General features: G+C 56.5%; 14 protein-coding genes. 8 read left to right on the top strand and 6 right to left on the bottom strand.

Going from position 1 to position 20,448, the window contains the following annotated elements; translation table 11 throughout:
- Positions 1 to 11 precede the first annotated feature (11 nt).
- The 3 genes from CEE69_RS19505 (at position 12) to CEE69_RS19490 (ending at position 4,283) form a co-directional block, all read left to right on the top strand.
- Positions 12 to 1,037 carry a Gfo/Idh/MocA family protein gene (locus tag CEE69_RS19505; protein ID WP_099262284.1) on the top strand — a complete coding sequence of 342 codons (1,026 nt, stop codon included), beginning with the start codon at positions 12 to 14 and terminating at the stop codon, positions 1,035 to 1,037.
- A 422-nt stretch (positions 1,038 to 1,459) separates the two neighbouring features.
- A complete protein-coding gene (locus CEE69_RS19495) occupies positions 1,460 to 2,692 on the top strand; it encodes a DUF1559 domain-containing protein (protein ID WP_099262282.1) in 1,233 nt (410 codons plus the stop codon).
- Positions 2,693 to 3,053: 361 nt separating this feature from the next.
- Positions 3,054 to 4,283, top strand: a complete 1,230-nt coding sequence (locus CEE69_RS19490) for a DUF1559 domain-containing protein (RefSeq protein ID WP_099262281.1) — start codon at positions 3,054 to 3,056, stop codon at positions 4,281 to 4,283.
- 110 nt (positions 4,284 to 4,393) lie between these two features.
- Here the strand turns inward: CEE69_RS19490 and CEE69_RS19485 are convergent, their stop codons facing one another.
- On the bottom strand, positions 4,394 to 4,588 hold the full coding sequence (locus tag CEE69_RS19485) for a hypothetical protein (RefSeq protein WP_233215416.1): 195 nt from the start codon (positions 4,586 to 4,588) through the stop codon (positions 4,394 to 4,396).
- A gap of 487 nt (positions 4,589 to 5,075) precedes the next feature.
- Here CEE69_RS19485 and CEE69_RS19480 point away from each other — a divergent pair, with 487 nt between their 5' ends.
- Together CEE69_RS19480 and CEE69_RS19475 are read left to right on the top strand one after the other, a co-directional pair.
- Positions 5,076 to 6,647, top strand: coding sequence for a hypothetical protein (locus CEE69_RS19480; protein ID WP_233215415.1), 1,572 nt, complete (start codon positions 5,076 to 5,078; stop codon positions 6,645 to 6,647).
- A gap of 13 nt (positions 6,648 to 6,660) precedes the next feature.
- Positions 6,661 to 8,157, top strand: a complete 1,497-nt coding sequence (locus CEE69_RS19475) for a tyrosine-protein kinase family protein (RefSeq protein ID WP_099262279.1) — start codon at positions 6,661 to 6,663, stop codon at positions 8,155 to 8,157.
- 23 nt (positions 8,158 to 8,180) lie between these two features.
- On the opposite strand, the gene CEE69_RS19470 is transcribed toward CEE69_RS19475, so the two are convergent.
- Positions 8,181 to 9,131, bottom strand: coding sequence for a ribose-phosphate diphosphokinase (locus CEE69_RS19470; protein WP_099262278.1), 951 nt, complete (start codon positions 9,129 to 9,131; stop codon positions 8,181 to 8,183).
- On the bottom strand, positions 9,124 to 9,921 hold the full coding sequence (locus CEE69_RS19465; protein WP_099262277.1) for a sugar phosphate nucleotidyltransferase: 798 nt from the start codon (positions 9,919 to 9,921) through the stop codon (positions 9,124 to 9,126). Before CEE69_RS19465 ends, CEE69_RS19470 begins: the two co-directional genes overlap by 8 nt.
- An 802-nt stretch (positions 9,922 to 10,723) precedes the next feature.
- Here CEE69_RS19465 and CEE69_RS19455 point away from each other — a divergent pair.
- Together CEE69_RS19455 and CEE69_RS19450 are read left to right on the top strand one after the other, a co-directional pair.
- Entirely contained in the window at positions 10,724 to 11,044 is a 321-nt protein-coding gene (locus tag CEE69_RS19455) for a flagellar biosynthesis anti-sigma factor FlgM (protein WP_099262329.1), read from the top strand.
- Positions 11,041 to 11,532, top strand: a complete 492-nt coding sequence (locus CEE69_RS19450) for a hypothetical protein (protein ID WP_099262276.1) — start codon at positions 11,041 to 11,043, stop codon at positions 11,530 to 11,532. The genes CEE69_RS19455 and CEE69_RS19450 overlap by 4 nt, the downstream gene beginning before the upstream one ends.
- Here the strand turns inward: CEE69_RS19450 and hemL are convergent.
- Both hemL and hemC read right to left on the bottom strand, forming a co-directional pair.
- Complete coding sequence (gene hemL, locus CEE69_RS19445) at positions 11,529 to 12,848, bottom strand: glutamate-1-semialdehyde 2,1-aminomutase (RefSeq protein ID WP_099262275.1); 1,320 nt, start codon at positions 12,846 to 12,848, stop codon at positions 11,529 to 11,531. The two genes, CEE69_RS19450 and hemL, sit on opposite strands and share 4 nt — an antisense overlap.
- A 65-nt stretch (positions 12,849 to 12,913) precedes the next feature.
- Complete coding sequence (gene hemC / locus CEE69_RS19440) at positions 12,914 to 13,888, bottom strand: hydroxymethylbilane synthase (protein ID WP_261341357.1); 975 nt, start codon at positions 13,886 to 13,888, stop codon at positions 12,914 to 12,916.
- Positions 13,889 to 14,127: 239 nt separating this feature from the next.
- Between hemC and CEE69_RS19435 the strand changes: the two genes are divergently transcribed.
- Positions 14,128 to 16,953 carry a protein kinase domain-containing protein gene (locus CEE69_RS19435; protein ID WP_099262273.1) on the top strand — a complete coding sequence of 942 codons (2,826 nt, stop codon included), beginning with the start codon at positions 14,128 to 14,130 and terminating at the stop codon, positions 16,951 to 16,953.
- 35 nt (positions 16,954 to 16,988) lie between these two features.
- Here CEE69_RS19435 and CEE69_RS19430 read toward each other — a convergent pair whose 3' ends face one another.
- Entirely contained in the window at positions 16,989 to 20,243 is a 3,255-nt protein-coding gene (locus tag CEE69_RS19430) for a [protein-PII] uridylyltransferase family protein (RefSeq protein WP_233215413.1), read from the bottom strand.
- Positions 20,244 to 20,448: the final 205 nt, after the last annotated feature.

The raw sequence follows: 20,448 nt of genomic DNA, 5'->3' as shown, positions 1-20,448 counted from the left end.
TGAGTGATTCCATGCGAGTCGGTTTGGTTGTTGCGACAGCGTTTCTAGGCATGAGTGTCTTGTCTTCCGTTGCGACGGTGGTGGCGGACGAGCCCGTTCGGATTGGCATCATCGGGCTGGACACTTCGCACTCGCCAGCGTTTGCAAAGGAGTTCAATGCCGAGCATTCGGCCGATGATCCGTTGGCCGGTTTTCGCGTCGTTGCTGCTTACCCATTCGGCAGCAAATCGATCGAGTCGAGCAGCAGCCGAATTCCCGGCTACACCGAGCAGCTGGAATCGATGGGAATCGAGATTGTTGATTCCATCAGCGATCTGTTGTCCAAGGTGGATTGCGTGTTGCTGGAAACCAACGATGGAACGCTTCACCACGAGCAAGCGTTGCAGGTCTTCGAGGCGGGAAAGCCCGTATTCATCGACAAGCCTGTCGGGTCCGACTTAGCCGAAACGCTGGCCATCTATGCAGCGGCGAAACACTTCGATGTGCCGATGTTCTCCAGTTCCTCGCTGCGTTACAGCAACGGGGCTCAAGCGATTCGATCAGGTTCCGTTGGCAAGGTGCTCGGTTGCAGTGCCCATAGCCCCTGCAAGATTGAGCCATCGCATGTGGATTTGTATTGGTACGGAATCCACGGTGTCGAAACGCTTTACACCTGCATGGGCGTGGGCTGCGATACGGTGTCCCACACGTCAACCGACGATTTTGAGTTTGCCGTTGGTCGCTGGAGCGATGGTCGGATCGGAACGTTTCGAGGCATCCGGGCCGGCAGTTCCGGCTACGGCGGAATGGTCTACGGAGAGAAAGCCGTTCGGGAAATCGGAAAGTACGACGGCTACCGACCGCTGCTCGTCGAGATCGCCAAATTCTTCCGCACCGGTGAATCTCCGATCGATGCCGCGGAAACGATCGAGCTGTATGCCTTCATGCAAGCGGCTTACGAAAGCAAACGCCAAGGCGGCATACCCGTCGAAATCGAAGCCGTGATGCAGTCGGCTGAGAAGCAAGCGAAAATGCTCAACTCATCGCTTTCGAACTGATCGAAACTGATGCTTGGCCGAGCCAAATAGGGCAAGACAACCGGCTCGTTTGCGAGCGTTAGCCGAAGTGCGGTAGCGATGGTTGCTGCGACGCAACCGAGCCGAACGATCATCGGCTGTCAGCCGCCGGTGTTCCAATCCCTCGATGGAGGATGGAAGGCTCTTCGAGAAAAGTTTTTCTCAAAAAATGGTGGCGTTTTGCGGACGATGGCTGGTGGGCGTTCCCCCTCTTTGAAATGTCTGCAGGAGGGTTTGAGCTCCTCTTTTGGGGGTTTTTGGAGGTTCGTTCGACGCCAGCGTTTAATAGTGGTGTTCCTTTGAATATACAGTATGCGAAAAATACGCATTCTCGGTCTGCGCCTTTTGGCACGGCAGATCGAGAGTCTCTCGAACTCTGAACTATTCAAACCAGGAATGTTTCCATGTTAAGTAAAAATCGTTCTCGTCGAGCGTTCACGTTGGTGGAACTGCTCGTCGTGATCGCGATCATCGGCGTGCTCGTTGGGCTGCTTTTGCCCGCGGTGCAGGCCGCTCGTGAAGCCGCTCGGCGGATGAGTTGCAGCAACAACTTCAAGCAACTCGGGCTGGCGATGCACAACTATCACAGCGCGTACAACGGCGCACCGATCCACGGTGTTGGAACGGATGTTGGCGACAGCACCCACAATTGGTGGACCAGCTACACGACTCACAACTACTGGCGATTGAACGCTTTGGTAGGGATGACTCCTTTCATGGAGCAGCAAGCTCTGTGGGAACAGATCACGAACCCCAATTCAGAGCGAACCGATGGCAACACCGGTGCGGGAATTGGAGTTCCAGCCAATCCTTGGCCGCCGATGGGACCTGCACCTGACAACATTCAATACAAGCCATGGGCCACGGAACTCCCGACGCTACGTTGCCCCAGCGATCCAGGTGAAGGCTTGCCGAGCCTTGGTCGAACGAATTACGGAATGTCGATGGGCGATTCGTTTTGGTGGACGATGGACGGAAAGTTACGTCCTTCCAATCCAAGTGTCGCGAGCAATTACGCTCAGCAATCCCGTGCCGCCAACCGTGGTTTCTTCGTGATGCACTCGCAAACCAAATTTCGCGACGTGCTGGATGGTTTGTCCAACACGATTGCGATGGCCGAGATCGCGACTGATCTGGGCGATGCCGACAACCGGACCCGCGGGAAAACCCATTCGGGCGGTCAGGGTGCTCAAGCATCCATGCAGAACAACCCAAGGCTCTGCATCGAAGATGCATCTCCGATGATTGATCCGACTCGCCCGCAGTTTTGGGTCAACAGCGGTTTGGAAGGTGTGACGAAGGGCCGTGGTTTTCGCTGGGCCGATTCTCAGAATGCTCAGTCGAATGTTCACACCATCTTGCCACCAAACGCGCCGTTGTGCGTCGCGCACGATTCGAACGGCAATGCGATCATGACCGCATCCAGTCGCCACCAAGGCGGTGTGCACGTGTTGATGGGTGATGGTGCCGTGAAATTCATCACCTCGTCGATCGAAGCCGGCAACCAGAACAACCCTGTCGTGCACCTGGGCGGTAACGCCGCCAACCAAAACCAAGCCGGTGCGAAGAGCCCCTTCGGCTTGTGGGGTGCACTTGGTTCGCGTGGCGCACGCGAAGTGATTGACGGCGAATTCTAAGATTGGACGAGGTCACTAGACTGAATTTTCGATCGCCACGCTGACTGTTCAGCGTGGCGTATTTTTTTTGATGCTAAAGGAGCCGCGCACCTAACCTCTTTCCTCCCCTGCATGGGAGCGCTTTGCTGGTTCGCAATTTATGTCGAGAATTTTTCAATAAAAGAGTGACATCTTTACGCGTGAAGATTCTCACGTTATGCGCACGAAGAAGGTCCTAATGGCGATTTAGACGCCGTTGGGGGCTAGCTGTGGTTCTTGCGGCGGGATATGAGCATGGGAAACGGTCGGTATTTGGAATGTCTGTGCGAAGGACTTTCATTCAGGAGTCTGGATTCGCACTTCTATTCCGAGGAACGGAGACATGAACTTAAAGAGAAGCAGTCGGCGTGGTTTTACGTTGGTCGAGCTTTTGGTCGTCATTGCAATCATTGGAGTTTTGGTTGGTTTATTGCTGCCTGCAGTTCAAGCGGCACGTGAAGCGGCTCGCAGAATGAGTTGCAGCAACAATTTCAAGCAGCTTGGGCTCGCGATTCACAATTATCACAGCGCCTACAACGGCGCTCCGATGCAGGGCGTCGGAACGGACGTTGGGAACGGTAGCCACAATTGGTGGTCCAGCTACACAACTCATAACTACTGGCGACTGAGCGCTCTGGTTGGGATGACTCCATTCATGGAACAGCAGGGTTTGTGGGAGCAGATCACCAACCCGAATTCAGAACGCACCGATGGCAATACCGGAGCAGGAATCGGAACGACGGCGAATCCGTGGCCACCGATGGGGCCAACGCCTCAAAACATTCAGTACAAACCTTGGGCGACCGAATTGCCGACGTTTCGCTGTCCTAGCGATCCCGGCAAAGGTCTGCCAAGCCTTGGTCGAACGAACTACGCGATGTCGATGGGGGATTCTTTCTGGTGGACCATGCATGGTGACCTTCGGCCGGCCAACTCAGGTGCTGCCAACAATTACGCGCAGCATTCTCGCGCGGCGAATCGTGGATTCTTTGTGAAGCACAAGCAGGTCAAATTTCGAGACGTGCTCGACGGATTGTCAAACACGATCGCAATGGGCGAAATTGCGACCGACCTGGGAGATTTCGACAACCGAACTCGTGCCAAGCGTCACCCCGACCGTCAGCCAGCACAGACTGCCATTCGCCAAAACCCGCGACTGTGCATCGAGGATGGAACAATGATTGACCCACAGCGGCCGCAATTCTGGACTCCGGGTGCTCTCGAGGGAAACAGCAAGGGACGTGGCTTTCGCTGGGCGGATTGTCAAAACGCTCAATCTCAAGTTCACACGATCTTGCCGCCCAACAGCCCCACTTGCATTCCGCACGATTCGAACGGCCCATCCATCATGACAGTTTCGAGCCGTCACCAAGGCGGCGCTCATGTGTTGATGGGTGACGGCGCGGTCAAATTCATCACGTCGTCCATCGAATCGGGGAATCAGAACAACCCCGTGGTTTGGCGAAACGGAAACGATGCCAACATGAACCAGCCCGGAGCACAAAGTCCTTATGGTTTGTGGGGAGCACTGGGATCACGAGGAGCTCGCGAAGTGATCGACGGCGAGTTCTGATTCACCCTCGCAGTGTCACATCGGGTGGCAACATCGAGGCCGAAACAAAGAACGCCACGTTGAAGACAACGTGGCGTTCTTTTTTCAATTTGGCGTGACTGAGTGGCGTCTCACTCGGCTGCTTCCATGCCTTCTTGGGCAGCTTTCTCTTCTTCAGCGATCATGCGTTCGTAATCAGCGATTGCATCGAGGTCAGTTGAATCCACGACCGAAGCTGGTTCGTCGGAGCCACAACCGGGCAATGCACACGCGCCGAACGCGATCAAAGAGGCGAAGCAAACGCCTTGGAAAACTTGTTTCATCATTTAGTACCGAAAGGTTGGATACGGGATCAATCGAATGTCAACTTAGCAGAGTCGACGCGAACTGAGAATTGACCCCATCCGCTCTCCAGGGCAAGTCATTGGCAGAGTTTGAAAATATCGGCCGAGGTACGCTCGCACCGGTTTCTACGAGGCAACCGGGCCTAACGGCCATTGGCTAATAGTTGAAGTTTGAGAACGTGAGTTGCTCGAACAAGCTCTCGCGAAGTGTTTGGGCGGGAGTTGGTTGTTGGCCATCGGGGACGATTTTCTGCGATGGAAATGAAACGCAACTGCGTGAAACTGGTTCGGCGATGTTGGTGGCTTGATCCGTCTTGTCGTCGCCCGCAAAGTTTCGCTATTCCGGATTTCCTTCAAGATCGTTTCCATTTGATGTCGATCATTGATGGGGAGATGTTGCGCCTGGAGAGTCCTGTACGTGGAGGATGTTTCCGTCGACCACTCACGTTCCAAAACGAGAGAAGTACGCATGACAACCGCGTCCAAAAACACTGATCCAAGCCGCCGCTCCAATCCGTCTCAAGCGGACATGGATGCGACGGCGCCAACCTTGCTCCGATTGCCGGACCTTTGCCCGCCAGCGGACTCAGATGAGTCGTATATCGAAGAAGCTTCGGTTTCAAAAGAACCAGAAGACGGTGGGCAGTCATCGATGCAAGAGTTGCTCGATGTGGCAATGGAGGCCACTGATGATGCGGTTGGACAAGCCAGCGTCACACGCCTGCCTGACTTGGCACCGCCCCAAATTGACTTGAGTCCACCGGCAGCGCCAGTGTCTGCTTTTGCAATTCGTGATGCTGCTACGCCAGCCGCAGTCGCTACGTCGCCCGTCGATCAAACACCGAGTTCAACCGCGACGAAGGTTGCCGAATCGGAGCCAACTGGATCCGCGTCCAAACGATCCTGGAAAGAGAGTTCCGAGACGTTGAGCAATCGCGTCTTGGGCGTTGTTGGATCTCGCAACACGTTGCTGGTTTTGCTTGCCGTGATCGCTTGTTGGGCGGTGTTCGCACCGAGACGACATCCCAACGCTCAGCAAAATTCAGAGGCGCTGACGGCAAAAGAACCTGACGCCGATCGGTCTGCTGCGAAGAAGGGTGATCCGACGCCGTTCGAATCAATCGCCGCTGGAAAAACGATTTCGCGACCTAAGAATCCGTCTGGCATCCGCAAGGCAGCGGACAGCATCGCTGCGTCTGAAAGCGTTGCTGCGAACTCGAAGCCGCGAGCCGCTCGAGGTACATCCGGTCAATCCATCGCCGCTACGGCACCAAACGCACCAAAGCAATCAGTCGGCACTTCCACTTTGGGCCAACCTTCCGCTACCAACTCGATGGGGGCGGTTCCAGGTGGAACCAGCTTGGTGGAGTCGCAGTTGGCATCCTCGACGATGCAGCATGGCGTCGGTGGTGCGGCACCTTTCGATTCGGTCCCGTTTCACTTCGAAGCTCCAGCCGAAACGGCCTCGCAATCGGTTCGTAAACCTCAGATGGAAGAAGTGTCCACTGAGGCTGGTATGACAATCGATGCTTTGGCTGCCAATTACGGAGCGGGTTTGCCAGCGGAAACGACCGCGGCTTTGAACGAACCAACCGAGCCGGATGCAACCCAGGAAGCGATCGCAGGCAACGAACCGGCCGGCGCAGTCGCGACACAAGAGAACACGCCTCTAGAAAGTGGACCTGCGGCCGACGACGCACCGCCGGCCATTCCTGTTCCGCTTCAAACCGGAACACCAGGACCGATTTTGAACTGGATTGACTACCTTCCGCCAATGCCATCGGAGATGGGTGAGCAAGCTTCGAGTGCAACCACTGAGCCGACCGATGCTGGTTTGTCGGTGCCAGAGAACAGTGAAGAGGTTGCTTCGGAATACGATTTTCCATCGACGCAGTCTCCCGGAACACCGGACTTTCGCTTTGGATTGCCAGGCGATGGACCGGAGGGTTCCGTCGGAACTCAGACTCCGCCAGCGGGCGATCAGCCCAACGCACGGGTCGCCGCACCGCCTACCTATCCCGATTTTAATCTGCGCCGCTGAGTGACAGGGAAACGTGATGAATCAGCCCAATAATTTCATTCAATCGCACGCTCGGAATCGTCGCTACGTCTCCAAGACGGTGGCGCAAATGCAAGCAGTCGACTCGCTCGACTCTTCCTCCGCAGCACCACGGACAAACGACGCCACGATTCGAGAATCGTTGACCGGATTGGAGCGATCTGAACGAGTCACGCGGCGTTTGGACGAGGCGGTTCTGCGACTGGATCGTGCCGCATCGATGCGTCGTCAGCGCGGAACGGAAGAAACGCTCGGCGAAGCGACCGAGGTCGAGGCCGCACCCGTGGATAACGATCCCGTTGTGCCCGCACCGAAGTCTCATTTGCTCGAAGATTCGCCCTCGGCAATCAAACGGCCATCGGATCGATTGAAGTCGATGCGAGTCGACCGCCGCGATGACGCGACGGGAATGCAGTTGGATGCATCGGTTTCGGAATCGAGTTCCATCTGGATGGAAACCGCTGATCAGTCGACTCGTCTGCGAATCGATCGCCCGGTGGATGCGGAAGACACCGCTCGACGAATTGGCGAACCGCTGATTGTGTCTGGCGTTGCAAAGATTCCTGCTGCTCCAGTCGTCGATGTCGACTCGCTGCACACCGAAGTTTCGCAGCCATCATCGTTCGCTCCCGAAACAATCCAGACGCCGGTTCATCATCCCGAACCGCAACCGATGCCTGACGTTGCTTCTCGCGTGACACAAACGGTGAGCGAAGCGGAACGCTATCTCGCCGAGTCGATGCGTCAGCAAACTGCTCATATGGCCGACCTGGCACCGGTTATCGAACCAGAACCCGCCGCCGTGGTCCAACCGGTCACAGCACCAGTTGATGAACCGGTGGAAGTGGCCAAGCGACCCTTCGTCGCCGCATGGCAAGTGAACGAGCTGGAAATTCCAGACACAGTTTCTGAGTTGTTCTTGTGTGGATCGTTGGCCGACCAACTTGGCCAACACATCGTGGACGCTCAACTCGATGGACTCGGATCAATCGCCGTGACCAGTGTGTTGCCCGGCGAAGGTCGCTCGACCGTTGCCATGGGCATTGCGCTCAGTGTGGCGTACACCGGAATGAAGGTCGCTTTGGTCGATGCTGACAGCAACGGACCAACGCTTGTCGATGACTTCGCGTTGGAGCTGGATCATGACTGGATCGACGCGATTCGCGATGGAATTCCCGTTGAGGAAATCGCAGTGGCGTCCGAGTCTGATGCTTTGACTCTGATTCCATTGTTGCCCGGTGCGGAAGAACTGTCGCCCGCTTCGAGTGAACTGGAACAGGTCATCGAACGCCTCAAGCAATCCTTCGATCTTGTGATCATCGACTGCGGCACATCTGCTCTTTCGACGGCCAGTCTTTGTGACTCGGCTTTGGTCGTGCGAGACGCAGGCAGAACGGATGTTTCCGAAATTGAAACACTCGTTCAAGAGCTGCGTCGCAATGGATTGACCGGCGTTGGCATCGTCGAAAACTTTTGCCAAGACACTGAGTGATCACCGGTCTAATCCGCGATTGATCAACGTTCGCGAAAAAGTTCGCTGATCGATTGATCGTGGTGAATCCGCTTGATCGCTTCGGCCAGCAAAGGTGCCACCGAGAGTTGCACCAAGTTTGGCAGCAGCTTCTCACCGGTCACGGGAATCGTGTCCGTCACCGTGATCGAGTCGATTGGTGCTTCCCGAAGCCGTTCGATGGCGGGACCACACAAAACGCCGTGCGTGCACGCGATGTGGATCTCTTTCGCACCGGCTTCGTGAACCAGTCGGGCCGCCCCGCAGATTGATCCGGCCGTGCTGATCATGTCATCAAACATGAGTGCAACCTTGCCTTCGACTGGGCCGCCGATGATTGTGTTCTGGCGGACTTCCAAGGCATTGGTGCGACGTTTGTCGACGATGGCCAAGTTGCCACCGAGTCGTTTCGTGTGACCCAGTGCACGTTTGATGCTGCCTTCGTCGGGGCTGACCACGACAACTTCGTCACCGGCGAACCGGCGGCTGACAAAGTGATCATTGATCACGGGAGCGGCGTACAAGTGGTCGACGGGCACGTCAAAGAACCCTTGGATCTGAGCCGCATGCAGGTCCATTGTGAGGACTCGATCGGCACCCGCCCGCGTGATCAGGTTGGCAACCAATTTCGCGGTGATCGGCACACGGCCTTCGTCTTTGCGATCCTGGCGTGCGTAACCGAAGTACGGGATGACGGCGGTGATGCGTTCAGCGCTGGCTCGTTTGCAGCAATCGATCATCGTCAACAACTCGATCAAGTTGTCGTTGACGGGTGGGCAAGTTGGTTGCACCAAGAAAACGTCGCGACCGCGAACGTCTTCATCGAGTTTGCAGTAGTTTTCACCGTCCGGGAATTGGCCCAGCGTGATGCGGGCTGGCTTCAAGTGCAGGTGACGACACAGTTTGTCAGCAAGGTCATGGTTTGCTCGGCCACTGAAGATTTTCAGTTCACGCATAACCCATCGCTCGCATTGTTTGGTCGACCAATTGAAGTTCCTCGGGGTTGTTGATGGAAAGCGATTCGCAATCCTGCAAAACGGGCAAAGCTTCGACGGGGCGTCCGGCTTCATGAAGCAGGCGAGCACAATCCGTCAGGTAGTATTCGCCTTGTGCGTTGTCATTGCTGAGTTTGGAAAGTGAGTCCAGCAGGTCCGCGTTGTTGAACAGATACGTGCTCATGTTCACCTCGCGAATTTCGCGTTGTGCATCGGTGGCGTCTTTGTGCTCCACGATGCCGGTGAATTGGCCGCTGTCGTTTCGAACGATTCGGCCGAGCCCCGTTGGATCGTCTTTGGTCAGAGTGCCGAGTAGCAAAGCCGGCTGCGTGGCTTGGAAATGCTCGATCAACTTGATCAAGCTGGACGGCTGAATCAGCGGTGAGTCACCGGCGATGACCAGCGTCAGGCCGTCGTGGTCGGCCAACTGATCGAGGCACATTTGAACGGCATGTCCCGTCCCGAGTTGCTCCGTTTGCTCGGCAAAGGTCAGCGAGTCGTCATCGCGGGATTGCAGCTCCTTGCGAACCAAATCCGCTTCGTAGCCCACGACCGCAATTTTCTTTTGGATCCCAGCTTTGTCTGCGGCGTCCAAAACGAAATGAATCATCGGACGATCGACAACCGGACACAGCACCTTGGGAAGCTCGCTATTCATGCGAGTTCCTTTGCCTGCGGCCAGGACAACCAAGCAGACGTTGGCGGTGGAGTTCGCCGTCGGGGGAGCGGTGGACTCTGAATTCGTAGTCATCGGGGATCCGAAAAAGCCGTTTTGGCGATGGGGATGGCGAATGAAGAACGATGTGGGCCAACATCGTCCCTTGCCAGTACCTTTCGGGCAAGCCGGTAGCCGGGCCAAACTGCTGGTCCCCCGAGGGTCGGTATCAATCCACTTGAGCCCGAGCGGGAAACTCGAAGGTTTCACGCCGAACTGTCGACTAGTCGGGGGAGAATGCGGCGGTTGTTTTGGGGCTGGAGGAATGTGTCTCGGATGGCAACTGGCGAATGGTTTGTCGGTGAAAGATCCCTGGGTGACACAGGACGGCTCAGCCATTCCGCTGCCCAGTTTAGCGGCTGGTTGCGAGCCCTCCGGTTTGACCAACTCCAAGATTCAATCCTGACAAACCACGAGGCTTGAATCAATTCGTTTGTAAAAGCCGATTTTTTTGACTGCGTTGACCTTGCCGGCGGTTTCACGCGATTGATAGTGTGACGGAACAGAATTTTGCCCAGAACTTTCGCTCAGAATTCAATTGAGACTGCAGGCCGGCCGCGTTTTAGGCCGATATCAGACGTGTTCTCGAAACTGCGCTTGCGAAGTCTCCACCGATTCTGACGGATTGATTCCTGGGACAAGGATTGCAACGCTGATAACCGAGTCGAGAGTTCCCTGACTGGATGCGCCCCTTGGCGCTGGCCCATGACGGATCGGTTGTCGCACCCACAATCCTTTTCAAACTTTTGTCGATCGATCGACATGCCATATGGGCCACGAAGGTCCGGCGTGTCACGCGGTTGTCAATTCCGCTTTCCTCCCGGGAGCACACGTCAAGATGCAAATTTACGGTCCATTTCGACTTTCCACGAGCCAAGCCGCCTCGTCGGTTTCCAAGCCAGCTGCCAATGCTGGTGCGAACCGTCTGAAGCCGGATGCAACCACTTCCAAGACATCAGCCGCGCCGGTGGACCAACTCGATCTGTCCAGCGCCGCGACATCCGCGAATCGTTTGGATTCCACATCATCCATCGCTGGTGGTGGTGAAATCCGAATCGACCGCGTTGCTGATATCCGTCGCCAAATTGCCGACGGAAGCTATGACACACCGGAGAAGATGGACGCGGCACTCGACCGCTTCCTCGATGAGCTGGCGTGACCCAAAGCGACGTCAGAGATCTCGATTCGCTCGATGCCCTTCGCAAGGCAGTCGAGCGATTGGCGGACCGCTTGTGTCTGTCCAGCCATTCGATTCACGCGACACTGAATCGCGTTGATGAACACTTCTCGGTCAATCAAGTGACCTACTGGCGAGATCAAACGCGACTGGCCGAACGAGAGCTGACAGCGGCCCAGGATCAGCTCAGTCGAAAACGCTCCACCGTTCGGCCCGGCGAGCGAGTTCCTGCCACGGAAGAAGCCAAGAACGTGGCTCGCTGGAAAACCCGATTGCGATTGTGCCAGGACAAAGAACGCTTGGCGCGGCGAATCGCGATTGAGATTCAACAAGTCTGCGAAAAGACTCGTGGCCCATCCGCCGCCCTCACGGAACTGGGTGAAGTCGCACTGCCCACGGCCGCGAATCGACTGCTTTCATTGATCGATCGCCTGCGTGCTTATCAAGACGGGCAAGACCCGGGAGCTTAAAGCGACTTCAGGACCTTTTCCGCCGCGGCGATTGTTTCGTCGATCATCGCTTCGGTGTGTTGTTGACTGAAAAACAACGCTTCGAACTGGCTGCAAGGCATGTAGATGCCTTCGCTCATCATTCCCCAGAAGTAGCGTCCAAAGGCGTCTCGGTCACAACGATCTGCATCGTCCCAGCAATGGACCGCATCGGGATTGAAGAACAGCGTCAGCATCGCGCCGGCTTTGGCAACAGTGTGTGCCATGCCCGCTGAGGTCGCCGCGCGATCCAAGCCTTCGGCTAAGCGATCTGCCAATCGTTCCAGTTGCTCGTAGGGAGGGTTCTCTTTCAACAAACGAAGCGTTGCTGAACCGGCCGCCACCGCGACGGGGTTGCCGCTCAGCGTTCCGGCTTGAAAGACTTTGCCCGCAGGAAGCACTTGGTTCATGATGTCGGCACGTCCGCCGTAGGCTCCCAGCGGCATCCCTCCACCGACGATTTTGCCGAGTGTCGTCATGTCCGGTGTGACACCGAATCGCTCCTGAGCCCCACCGTATGCCACACGAAAACCTGTCATGACTTCATCAAAGATCAGGATCGATCCATGTTTCGAAGTCAGGTCGCGAGCGGCGTTCAGGAAGTCCATGGTCGGCAGGACGCATCCCATGTTTCCGACGACGGGTTCGAGGATCAAAGCAGCGATGTCATCGCCGTGTTGATCAAACGCGCTCTGCAAACCAGGCACATCGTTGTAAGAAAGCACCAGCGTGTCTTCGGCTGCACCGGGTGTGACACCCGGGGAATCGGGAGCACCCAGTGTCGCGGCGGCGCTTCCGGCAGCGACGAGCAGTGAGTCCACATGACCGTGGTAGTTGCCCGCGAATTTAATGACCTTCTTTCGTCCGGTTGCTCCACGAGCCACGCGGAGCGCGCTCATGGTTGCTTCCGTGCCGCTGTTGACCAAGCGGACTTTCTCGATGCTCGGAACAGCTTCGATGATTTGCTCAGCGAGTTGCGATTCCGCTTCGGTCGGCGCTCCGTAGCTGGTTCCCTTGGCCGCGGCGGCGGTGATTGCGGCAATGACCTCCGGGTGAGCGTGGCCCAGGATCATCGGTCCCCATGATCCGATGTAATCGATGTAGCGGTTGCCATCGATGTCGAACAAATACGGACCTTCGGCTCGTTCGATGAACAGCGGTGTGCCACCAACGGCACCAAACGCTCTGGCCGGTGAGTTGACACCGCCGGGCATCAACTTGGACGCACGTTCGAAAGCGGCAACACTCTTTGGACCAGCGGTGGGCAGAGCGGCAGAAGAGTTCGCGGGTGAGTTCATGGTCGTCGGTGGAGGTGAAGCGAAGTGGTGTTTGAAGGAGGCCGGTGTCGGAGGTCGCAGGGAATTCAGTGTGCGTCACGAACGGTGCTGATCAGTTTGTCCGCACCTTGTTCTCGCAATCGGTTGGCAACGCTTGTTCCCAATTCATGTGCGGTGGCGACTTCCAAGTCGTTGTCGTCCGGTGTGACAGCGATGCGAGCGGATTCTTGCAATCGTTCTTTGCCATCGGCTGACATCACGATCGCGTTGAGGCACAGTTCGGTGCCCGTGTCAGACGTTTCCAATTTGGCATGACAAGCGATCGGAGCCAAGCATCCGCCGTGAAGTTCCGACAAAACCTTTCGCTCCGCCGTCGCCGCCAACCGTGCCGCCGCGTCGTTCAAACTTGAGATAGCGTGCATCGCGTTGGTGTCATCGCTTCGAACTTCGATTCCCAAGGCACCTTGGCCGGGAGCGGGAATCATCTCTTCGAGCGGGAACAATCGGTGAGGCAGGTCGTTCATTTCCAAACGCAAGATTCCGGCGTGGGCCAAGACAATTGCATCGAATTCGCCAGCGTTAAGTTTGGCCAAGCGAGTCTGCACGTTGCCGCGGATGGGCAGGACATCGAGGTCCGGACGAAGCTGTTTCAGTTGAGCCAACCGGCGGGTGCTGCCCGTTCCAACACGTGCTCCTTGCGGCAAGCAGTCCAGTGGCGAGGCCGCGTCCGCCTGCTCCTTCAAATGAGGACTGTCGTCGGCGAAGACGAGGGCGTCCAAGACCGATTCACGTGGGGGAACCGCGGCCAAGGTGAATCGACTGTCCGGTTCAGTTGGCAAATCTTTGAGGGAGTGGACCGCCACATCCGCTTCGTCATCAACCAACGCCTGCTGGATGCGTTTGGTGAACAAACCGACTTGGCGAGTGCCGTCGATGGGGCGCATGTCGGTGTCGCCTTTGCTGACCAACGGCACGATTTCGGTCTGGAAACCACGTTTTTTCAATGATTCAGCAACGTGTTCGGCCTGCCACATGGCCAACGGGCTTTCTCGGGTGGCGATTCGGAGGCGGGGGGTGTCGGAGGGGGGAGTCGAGGCCACGGTTGCGGTTTATTCGGTGGGAAGGGTGGACGGAACGGCCGAAATTGCAAAAATCATGGCGGAAATTCTTCCGCTGCGTCGTTACGCTAGTAGGAAGAGTGTAGGCCGAGGGTGCCAATTCCGGAACCGAGTGCGACTTGGTCAGGAAGAGACTCGGTTGTGCCCTGGTACGCTCGCCATTCCTCATTCTTCGTCCGCCATTGTCCAATTCTTCTGACGAACCGGAACTGTTCGGCGATTCCGCCAGCAAGGCTATGCAACGTCGCGCCGAGAACTCCAGCGAGTCCGGAAGTGGCGATGGCAGTTCGTGGGCTGATTTGTTGGATGCTTCTCACGCGGATTCGATGGGCGAGTTGACTCGCGACCAAACGCATTCGGAAGTCGGATTTGAAGTCGAGAAGTTTCATCGGTCCATCCCTGAAATTGTAGGCGTCTACAAAGTCGGTCGCCCGATCGGACGAGGAGGCATGGGCGAGGTGTTCCTGGCGGAGCACCGATCGATGGGGCGAGTCGTTGCGCTCAAGATACTGCCGACCCGTTGGCTTGATCGTGTCGAGTCGGTCAACCGATTCTACGAAGAGGTCCGAGCGGCCTCGAGTTTGATGCACCCGAACATCGTCACCGCGTTTGATGCGGGCGAAGCGGATGGCATTCACTACATGGCGATGGAGTACGTCGATGGGCGAACGCTGTCGCAATGGGTGAACGACCAAGGACCGATGTCGATCGGTGACGCTGCGTCGGCGATTCGCCAGGCTGCCTTTGCGTTGCACCACGCACACGCGGCGGGCATCGTTCACCGCGATGTCAAACCTGGCAACCTGATGCGAGCCCATGATGGAACGATCAAGTTGTTGGATCTTGGTTTGGCTCGTTTTTCCGCCGAATGGTATCCGTCGCCTCGTGATTTGAAGCCGCAGGAGAAGGACCTGACCGAGGATCACAGTTCGCACAACTCCGCCTCGACCGATGCAAAGAATCGACCTTTGCTCGGGACTTTGTCGTTCATCTCACCCGAACAACTCGAGGACGCGAATTCAGCCGATTCGCGAAGCGACCAGTATTCGCTTGGGGCGACGTTGTTCTATCTGTTGATGGGGCATCCCCCGTTCACCGGTGATTTGGTCGAACAGGTTTACGGTCATCGGCACGGGGAAGTCCCGGATTTGATGACACTTCGAAATGACGTCGACCTGAAACTCGCGGACATCGTGCGAAGGATGTTGGCCAAGGATCCGGCGGAACGTTATGGATCGATGGACGAAGTCGCACGCGCGATGGCTCCATACGACAACGACCGTTCGACCCCGGCTTGGGTATTGGATTTTGCTCGGCGAGAAACTGGCGAAGACCACACAACCGTGGGCGGCGAATCGACCCGTCGTGGATTGCTCAGTGTCATTGGCATTGAACTTGGGATGACTCACGCGGCGACCGCGATCACTCAGTCCGATGGCACAATGCTGGCCGGATGGCCGGGGATGACCTCGCAAGGGCCTCGTCCATTGTGCCGAATCGCCGTTGCTGAAAAAACGGATCGTGACACGGGACAGTCGACAATCTTGTTTGGTCACAATGCCTACGAGCGTCGTGAACGCCATCCGCAACGGGTGGCGCACTGCCAAATGATGTACTTCGGCCGCGATGACATGATGCGGCGGATCGACGGACGAATGTGCCCGCCGGAAGTCACGATGGGATTGTGCTTGCGGCATTTGCTTGGCAACACACTGACTCAATTGGATTCTCCAGGTTCGCTCGATGGTGACTCTTCATCACCAATGGCATTGGGAACCAACTGGAAACGACATGCTCGTTGGCCCGATGCGGTCGCGATCACGGTGCCGTCGAGCTACGACCAACTGCATCGCCGCGCGATTCATCAGTCCGCACAATTGGCAGGGTTGCCCGCGGTACGTCTGATTGAACGAAGCATTGCGGTGACACGATTCGCGATGACGACTCCGCATCGAGGAAGCCACGCCGAAGATCGCCAGCCACCCATTGATTCACAGTCATCGGCGCCGATTTTGTACGTCGGCCTGACGGGGCAGTCGTTGGATATCTCCATCCTGCAAGTCTACGGCGGGCAAATTCGACAGATTGCGACTGCGGGGCATTGGTGCCACAGCACGATGGCGTGGTCTCGACGTTTGGTCGAGATGATTTCGTCACGATTGCCGAGTGCCCCCAAACGCATCCAAGGCTTGGCCACGAATCGCCAAGAATTGATTCATGTCACCCGCATTCAGATGGCGGGCGAACGAGCAATGAACCAATTGTTGCTGATGCCTGAAACTCGGGTCGAGATCGCTCATCAAAACCACGTCGATACCGTGGAGCTGACCCGAGACGAGTGGCTGACCGAGTGCGAAGACTTGTTGTGTTCAATCGAGGAAAGCATTCAATTGGTTTGTCAACGCGCAGGTGTGTTGCCATCTGACTTGAAGCAGTGTTTGGCCATGGGGCCGTTGCTGAGACTTCCCGCGATTCGCGACCGTGTGTTGACGAAGGGCGCACCCAACGCCGCGATCACCTTTTATGATCAAGTCGACGCGGCCCACGGTGCCGCCGCGTGCGTGGCGTCTGAGTTGCCCGGCCAGTTGTGTTCGGAACCGCCTGCGAAAAGCGTTGCTGGACACTCGGTTGGATTTGTTGTCGCTGACCGTGATGGCAAGCGACGAATTTTGCCAATCATCCCGCGTGGCACTCCCACACCGGCGCGCACGAACCGACAACTCAACGGAACGGCACGCGACAATCGAATGACGTTGTCGTTGGTGGAATCCTCGGGCAAGAATGGCGAGAATTGGCAAACGCTAGGTCGTCACATCATCGAAGTGGCGCCGGACGAGGTGAATCCCATGCGGCGTCTCGGCTTTGAACTCGACATCAACGGACTGCTTTCAGTTCACTTGGAACGTCCCGATTTGGGACGCACCGTGATGCTGCCTTCATTGCCAAATTCCGACATGGATGAAATGCAGTGGCAAGATTGGCGCGAGTGGATCGAGGCCACACTTTAGCCATTGGGCTTTTGCGAGGCGATGTCCATTGCCGCTCACTTCGGGACCAGCCGATTCAACAATTCGCGGTTTTCCTGGCGGACGATTTCACATTGGCTCAACAGTTCACCGGGCGATTCGGCTCCCGCTAGACTCGCCAGTTGCTTCAGTTCCAGCGGCGCTTCTTCGTCATCAAACCCAAGTGGCAGTTCATGCCGAGCGACCGTGTTGAGCAAGCGGAGTTTGCCTTCGATGCTTCGTAGCGTTCGGTAGTTGCGAGCCAACGTTTCCACATCGTCGTTGGAATAACAATCGGCACGCGAAAGTTCTTCCAGGCATTTGACCGTGTTGGCGTGCAGTGGAAAGTCGTCATCGCTCGCCATACGCAGAACACCAACGGCGGCGATCAGCTCGATGTCCACCAACCCACCAGCACCGCGTTTCAAATTGTTGGGGCCGGCTGTCGATTCACTGTTCTCTCGCCAATCGCGAAGATCGCCGTTCATGCTGTCTCGCCAGCTGACACCGCGGGTCACGCTGCGAAGCATCTGTTCGATTGATTCGCGAGCTTCGCGAGAGCCGGAGATAGGCCTCGCTTTGCACAAGGTGACGGACTGCCAAAGCGAAGCGGTTCGTTGACGAAACGGTTTGATGAATTGGTCTCGTGACATCGCCAACACGGACTCATCCGCACCACCGGCGAAGGGCAAGTCCATCTCGTACAAACGACCTTCGATGGATTGGTCCATTCGACGAAGGATATTGCCCGCGAGTTGATTGAAGAATTGGCGATTGGAAAGCGTCGATCGAGGGCCACCGACTCGGCGTTTGGTCTCGCCTTCAGCCGTGTACACAAACGTCAGGTCCAGATCGCTGTGGTAGTTCATTTCGCCGCCCGCGAAACGCCCCAACGCCACCGCGACCAATTCTGATCGCTCGCCATTTTTATCGAGGGGATCGCCGTATCGCTGAGCGAGAAGTTCGTGTTCCTGGTCGATCACTCGTCGCAAGCAGGCTTCAGCGATATCGGTCAGCGAACGACTGATTGAGTCAATCGATTCTTTGCCCAGCAAATCGCGAACGCCGATCATCAGATGAGCACTCGCTTTGACGTGACGCAGGACATCGACAATCTCATCGACTCCATCGCACAGCCGAATGGTTTGGGCGTCCAGTCGTTCAGTTGTTGGAAGGCGATCCATCACCAGTGAATCGATCAGCTCGTCGATCATTCCCGGATGATCAATCAAGATGTTCGTCAGATACGGCGCCAGCGAACACATCGAAATGGTCAGCTTTAACGTTGCATCGTTGGTTCGAAGCAGTTCCCAAAGAGTGGCTTTGGCACCAATCGAGTCCGTCATCGCGACCAATCGCGCGAGCGTCGAATCGGGATCGGGCGAAGCTGCGATCTCTTGCAAGACGCGCGGGGCGACGGCGGCGAAGAAGTGACGGCACCGGCGAGGCGAAAGAAACGAAACGGTTTCTTGGCTGAGCGCGAGCACGTTTGAAATGGCTTGCGGCACATTGTCGAATCGATACTGAGCAACCGTTTGTTGGAACACGTCCATGTCTGGAGTAGGATCCAGAATCAGTTCAGTGATGACGGCTAAATCGTGCAGCGATCCAGCTTCATTATTGGCGGCGGAACCAGAGCTTTCGCTGGCTTCTGAAGTCTCGCTCGGCGGGACTTCATCGACCATCAAGTGATTGATGATCTTGCGATTCACATCAAACGTTTCCTGCAGCATCTTCTCGAATCGATCCGCGTCGCCTTGGATATGAATCGCTTTGCCGCTCTCGGATTCCGTGCGGACTCCCAATCGCCAAGCGAGACGGGAACGCACATCGCGTTCTTCGGGCAAGTGTGAGATTCGGTGATCAAACAACACCGCCAACAAATGTTCCAGTCGACAAAGTTTCGCGTGGTTGGTCGACAGGATCGTGGCTTCTTGAGACGTCAGGCAACCGTGGCGTGACAGTTCAGAGATCGCGGGCAGCGTTCCGGTGACACGAACGTCGGGCAGGTCACCTCCGTGCAGCAATTGCAAGAACTGGATTGTGAGTTCAATGTCGCGGCGACCTCCCGGCACATCGGCGATAGGAGTGCCGTTGGTGGAAGAAGTCGCGACGGCTCGCTTTTCCAACTTTCGACGCAGCACACGAATGTCCGCGATTTCGCTGCGGGTCAACAAATGGTGATAGACCCACGGTTCGATGCGTTTTAGAAACGACTGGGACAGAGATTCTTTTCCCGCGGCGTGACGCGCTTTTACAAATGCCAACCGTTGCCAAGTGCGACCATTACGTTCGTAGTGCGTCGCGGCTTCGTTGATGCCAAAGAAATCAACGTCCGCTCCTGAACTGACCGTGCTCGAATTGTCAGACGTTTGTCGTCCCAGTGATGACTGAAGACGAGACGATTGAACGCCCAAGCGTTGCGTGTCCGACAACGTCATTTCGTTCTGTGTCGGTTGATGGTCGAAACGCAGGGTGAAGGGGATCACTTGGCTGCCATTGGATTGCAGCAATTCGACCAGACTTCGAGCCACTTGCCGATGAAATTCAATGTGACTGGCGTTTTTGCGGTCGATTTGGTCACACAGCAGCAACAGGTCCAACTGCGATTCGTAGCCGATTTCTTGACCGCCGTAGTTGCCAAGTGCGATGATCGAAAACTGAGGCTGGCTTCCGTCGATGCGTTGAGGGATGGATCGTTTGGCGGAAATGGAAGAAGTGGCAAAAGCCAGGGCCGCTTCCATGATCGCATCGGTGACAAAGCTGATCTGAGATTGAACCTTGTCCGGCGGAAGTCCCCGAACAAATTCGCCGTACGCGATCCGCAAGATTTCTCGACTCGCGAATCTTCGGATGGCGAACGCAGCACGGCGATTCGATTGGATCGTTTTCATCTCGCCGGACAGCTCGTCGACCAAGACCGATCGTTGGGCTGGGGAGCCATCACTGGCTCGGATCAGATCGAAACTTTCCGGGTCGTTGATCAGCAGTTTCGCGATCGCCGGGCTGGTGCTGAGGACCTGCAGCAACGCTGGCAGCATCATTGGATCACGTTCGAACAACGCGAGCAGAGCCATCGGGCTACGAGAGACGCCGATGAACTGACTCAATCGATCGATCGATTCGTCGGGATCGTCGGTCAGATGCAGGTGCTCCACCAAACTGGACCACAGCAACTGCAACAGGTCATCTGAAACCCCGCTGCCGGCGATCGCAGCCAATGATTTGGCGACACGAGAGGGATCGGCGACATCCTCGGGGCTCAGCGGCGCGTAGTCGGCCCAGTCACTCATCCAATTCATCCAGTCGCATTCGAGGGCTCCACGGAACTTCGCATCGTCGAGGTGCGTCCAATTGTATGGACCGCTTGCGCGACCAAGCAATTTGCTTTGACGCGACGAGCGAGTTTAAACGGTGGGTGGGGATCGTTGTAGCGGACGGTGGGGCACCCTGATTCACCGATGCAGCTCATGGAAGGTTTGCTGTAGCTGGTCGGGT

The organism is Rhodopirellula bahusiensis (assembly GCF_002727185.1).
Lineage (GTDB): Bacteria > Planctomycetota > Planctomycetia > Pirellulales > Pirellulaceae > Rhodopirellula > Rhodopirellula bahusiensis.
This window is presented reverse-complemented; position numbering and strand designations above follow the sequence as displayed.

Coding starts and splice junctions, on each gene's coding strand:
- CEE69_RS19505 (WP_099262284.1), top strand. CDS start 12: ATGCGAGTCGGTTTGGTTGTTGCGACAGCGTTTCTAGGCATGAGTGTC.
- CEE69_RS19495 (WP_099262282.1), top strand. CDS start 1,460: ATGTTAAGTAAAAATCGTTCTCGTCGAGCGTTCACGTTGGTGGAACTG.
- CEE69_RS19490 (WP_099262281.1), top strand. CDS start 3,054: ATGAACTTAAAGAGAAGCAGTCGGCGTGGTTTTACGTTGGTCGAGCTT.
- CEE69_RS19485 (WP_233215416.1), bottom strand. CDS start 4,588: ATGATGAAACAAGTTTTCCAAGGCGTTTGCTTCGCCTCTTTGATCGCG.
- CEE69_RS19480 (WP_233215415.1), top strand. CDS start 5,076: ATGACAACCGCGTCCAAAAACACTGATCCAAGCCGCCGCTCCAATCCG.
- CEE69_RS19470 (WP_099262278.1), bottom strand. CDS start 9,131: ATGCGTGAACTGAAAATCTTCAGTGGCCGAGCAAACCATGACCTTGCT.
- CEE69_RS19465 (WP_099262277.1), bottom strand. CDS start 9,921: ATGACTACGAATTCAGAGTCCACCGCTCCCCCGACGGCGAACTCCACC.
- CEE69_RS19455 (WP_099262329.1), top strand. CDS start 10,724: ATGCAAATTTACGGTCCATTTCGACTTTCCACGAGCCAAGCCGCCTCG.
- hemL (WP_099262275.1), bottom strand. CDS start 12,848: ATGAACTCACCCGCGAACTCTTCTGCCGCTCTGCCCACCGCTGGTCCA.
- CEE69_RS19430 (WP_233215413.1), bottom strand. CDS start 20,243: ATGAGTGACTGGGCCGACTACGCGCCGCTGAGCCCCGAGGATGTCGCC.